Here is a 3,286-nt window from a genome sequence, read left to right as displayed (position 1 = left end):
TCCGTCGTGGAGAATTTCGGCTTCTACTTCGCCGGTTTCTTCGTCTTTGGCCTGTGTACCCAGCGGCACTTCGATGACGATATCCTTACCAAAACGGCCGGTGCAGTTGTCGCCGCTGCCGTTTTCCCCGTCTTCTGCGAGCAGGTTTTTGTGCCAGCGGAGATGCAGGAGGGTCCACAATTGTGAATTGCCTCTTAAAATAACATGTCCGCCTCTGCCGCCATCGCCGCCATCAGGGCCGGCCTGCGCATTAAATTTAGTACGCATAAAGTGCATACTGCCTGCGCCACCTTTCCCGGATTTACAAAATACACGGATATAATCTACGAAGTTCGCTTTTTCCACTTAGTCTTAGTTTTTAACATTCCGGGGGCCTTACCCCGGAAAAACAAAACGCAAAGATCGTGAAGTTTAAGCTAATTAGCACCATACATGTGCCCCGAAGCTTTTTACTTACAATCTTTGCGTTGTATAAAAAGATATAAAAGTCTTTATAACAGCAGGTTACTGCACTTTTTCCCCTACCAGTTCATCCAGTTCTTTGGAGAGGAGTTCAAACACTTCATCCTCAGTACCATCGCCTTTCACTTTTTTGAATTTACCGAATTTGGCGTAGTGATCAGCCACAGGGGCGGTTTTGTTATGGTATTCAACGATACGCGCTTTCACTACATCTTCAGAGGCATCGTCGCTGCGGCCGGAGGTTAAACCACGGTTCAGCAGGCGTTTAATCAATTCGTCTTCCGGTACTTCCAGTGAAAGTACAGTAGAGATAGATGTTTTTTTCAGTGCCAGCAGTTTGTCCAGCGCCTCTGCCTGTGCAGTGGTACGGGGGAAACCGTCGAAAATAAAGCCGCGTGCATCCACGTTGGCGTCCAGTTTGGAGCTGATCATACCAATCACCACTTCATCCGGTACCAGCAGGCCCTGATCCATGAATTTCTTGGCTTCCAGTCCCAGGGGTGTTTTATCACCGATCTCGCTGCGAAGCAAATCGCCCGTGGAAAGATGAATAAGTCCGTACTTCTGGATAATGTTAGCACTTTGTGTACCCTTGCCGCTACCGGGAGGGCCAAATAAAATGAGATTGACCATGTTTTATATAAATCTACTTTACTCGCAAGGTTGCAAATATAAGAAACAGATGAATGTATTGGTAATTAAAATTACGATTGGTTAAACTAAATGTAAATATTCTGACAAAATACTAAATACCATTTAATTTTTTGCCATAATCCGTAAAATATCTTCAACAGGGTATTCTAATTTAATGAAATAGTTTGGATCTGACAAAATCATATGATTAATATTAGTAATTCTTTGATATTCAGTCCGGTCAGTCTGGATTTACGCATGAATATTTGTAAGTTTATGACATGAGGAAACAATTATTGGTTGCAGGACTTACCGGCCTAATGATGACGGGCAGCGCCATTTCCGCGCCCCTGGTGTTCAAGGAAAAAAAGAAGCATAAAAAGGTGGCTGCACAAAAGGTAGCGCCATTGCAGGACAGGGCTTCACAGTGGGCCGACAGCGTGTTCCAGTCGCTTACACCCGATGAACGTATTGCCCAGCTTATTATGATCAGGGCGCATTCCAACCTGGGGCAAGACCATATCAACGCCGTTATTAAAGATATACAGGACAACAAAGTAGGAGGAGTGATCTTTTTCCAGGGAGGGCCGGTACGGCAGGCCAATCTTACCAACTACTACCAGTCAATTTCCAAAGTGCCGCTCCTGGTAGCCATTGATGGTGAATGGGGGCTTGGCATGCGCCTCGACAGTGTTATTTCACTACCACGGAATATGATGATAGGCGCTATGCAGGATACTTCCCTGGCATACGACGCCGGAAAGCTAATGGGCGAGCAGTGCCGGCGGCTTGGTATTCACATTGATTTTGCGCCGGATATGGATGTTAATAACAACCCCGCCAACCCGGTGATCAACGACCGCTCTTTCGGAGAAAACAAATACCAGGTAGCCCGTATGGGTGTAGCTACAATAAGAGGTATGCAGGATGCAGGTATTATGGCCTGCGCCAAGCACTTCCCCGGTCATGGTGATACCAATGTGGATTCGCATCTCGATCTGCCCACTATCAATAAAACGAGGGCCCAGCTGGATTCCCTGGAGCTGTATCCTTTCCGCGAGGCTATTGCCGCCGGTGTGCAGTCGGTGATGATAGGGCATCTTTATATTCCTTCTATCGATAAAAAACCAAATACGCCCACTTCCATTTCCTACAACGCGGTTACAAAACTGCTGAAAGAAGAAATGGGTTTTAAAGGATTGATTGTTACCGATGCACTGGAAATGAAAGGTATCGCTAAGTTTTATACAAATGGGCAGGAATCCTTACAATCGTTGCTGGCAGGCAACGACCTGATGATCCTTCCATCTACCTCCGCCGGCAGCGTAGCTGCTATCAGGAAAGCGATTAAAGCCGGAAAGATCAGCCAGGAAGAGGTAGATGGACGTGTGAAAAAAGTATTGCGCGCCAAATATAACCTTGGACTTTGGCAGCCGCAACATATCAACACCGATCATCTGGCGGAAGACATTAACGCCAAAACAGATATACTACGTAAACGTATTGCTGAAAATGCCATCACCCTGGTGCGCAACCAGCAAAAACTGATTCCCTTCTCACCGGCCATGACCCAGCAAAAACTGGCGGTGGTAGCCGTAGGAGCAGATGCCAGCAATACTTTCACAGAAGCGGTAAAAAATTACAAGCCGGGAACGGATGTATTTATTTTCACCTCGCGCCAGCCGGTACAACAGATTGCACCTATTGTATCCCGCATCCAGCGGGATTATCGCGCGGTTATCATCAGCCTCCACAACTACAGCCGCAGGCCGGCCGGTAATTTTGGATTATCTATGGCGGAACGGCTCATCATCCGCCAGCTACAATCCGAAATGCCATCGGCCACCGTTGTTTTTGGCAACCCGTATGCCATCCAGTATTTCTGTGATGCGCCTCACCTGGTAGCTGCCTATGAAGATGACAGTACTACCCAGCGGGCAGCGGCCGACCTGCTTTTCGGGCAACTGGGACCCTCCGGCAAATTGCCGGTAACCGTTTGTCCGGACCTGCCCTCCGGTACCGGCATCACTTACGAAGTGAATAAGTTTAATTTATTGCCCACTGCCAGCGCAAAAGAAGCCGGTATTGATGAACAGGCATTGCTGCAGATCGATGCCCTGGCCAATGATATGATTGCCCGCGGTGCGGCGCCCGGTGCAGAAGTTATGGCCCTGAAAGATGGAAAAATCAT

At 47.7% G+C, this 3,286-nt stretch carries 2 protein-coding genes and 1 pseudogene; 1 reads left to right on the top strand and 2 read right to left on the bottom strand.

The window, feature by feature from the left end; genetic code table 11:
* Positions 1 to 345, bottom strand: a pseudogene (locus VN105_RS06500) (GTPase ObgE); the annotation flags it as partial.
* A gap of 159 nt (positions 346 to 504) precedes the next feature.
* Positions 505 to 1,095: an adenylate kinase gene (locus VN105_RS06495; RefSeq protein WP_325639085.1), complete on the bottom strand. Its 591-nt coding sequence runs from the start codon at positions 1,093 to 1,095 to the stop codon at positions 505 to 507.
* 281 nt (positions 1,096 to 1,376) lie between these two features.
* Here VN105_RS06495 and VN105_RS06490 point away from each other — a divergent pair.
* The coding region (locus VN105_RS06490; RefSeq protein ID WP_325639083.1) for a glycoside hydrolase family 3 protein at positions 1,377 to 3,286 on the top strand (1,910 nt) is incomplete at its 3' end.

The sequence above is a fragment of the Chitinophaga sp. genome (assembly GCF_035564935.1).
In the GTDB taxonomy this organism is placed as follows: domain Bacteria; phylum Bacteroidota; class Bacteroidia; order Chitinophagales; family Chitinophagaceae; genus Chitinophaga.
The sequence above is the reverse complement of the archived record's forward strand: the minus strand, read 5'-3'. Positions and strand labels throughout refer to the sequence as shown.

Excerpts from the sequence above, each read along its gene's own strand:
- VN105_RS06495 (WP_325639085.1), bottom strand. The coding sequence starts at position 1,095 with ATGGTCAATCTCATTTTATTTGGCCCTCCCGGTAGCGGCAAGGGTACA.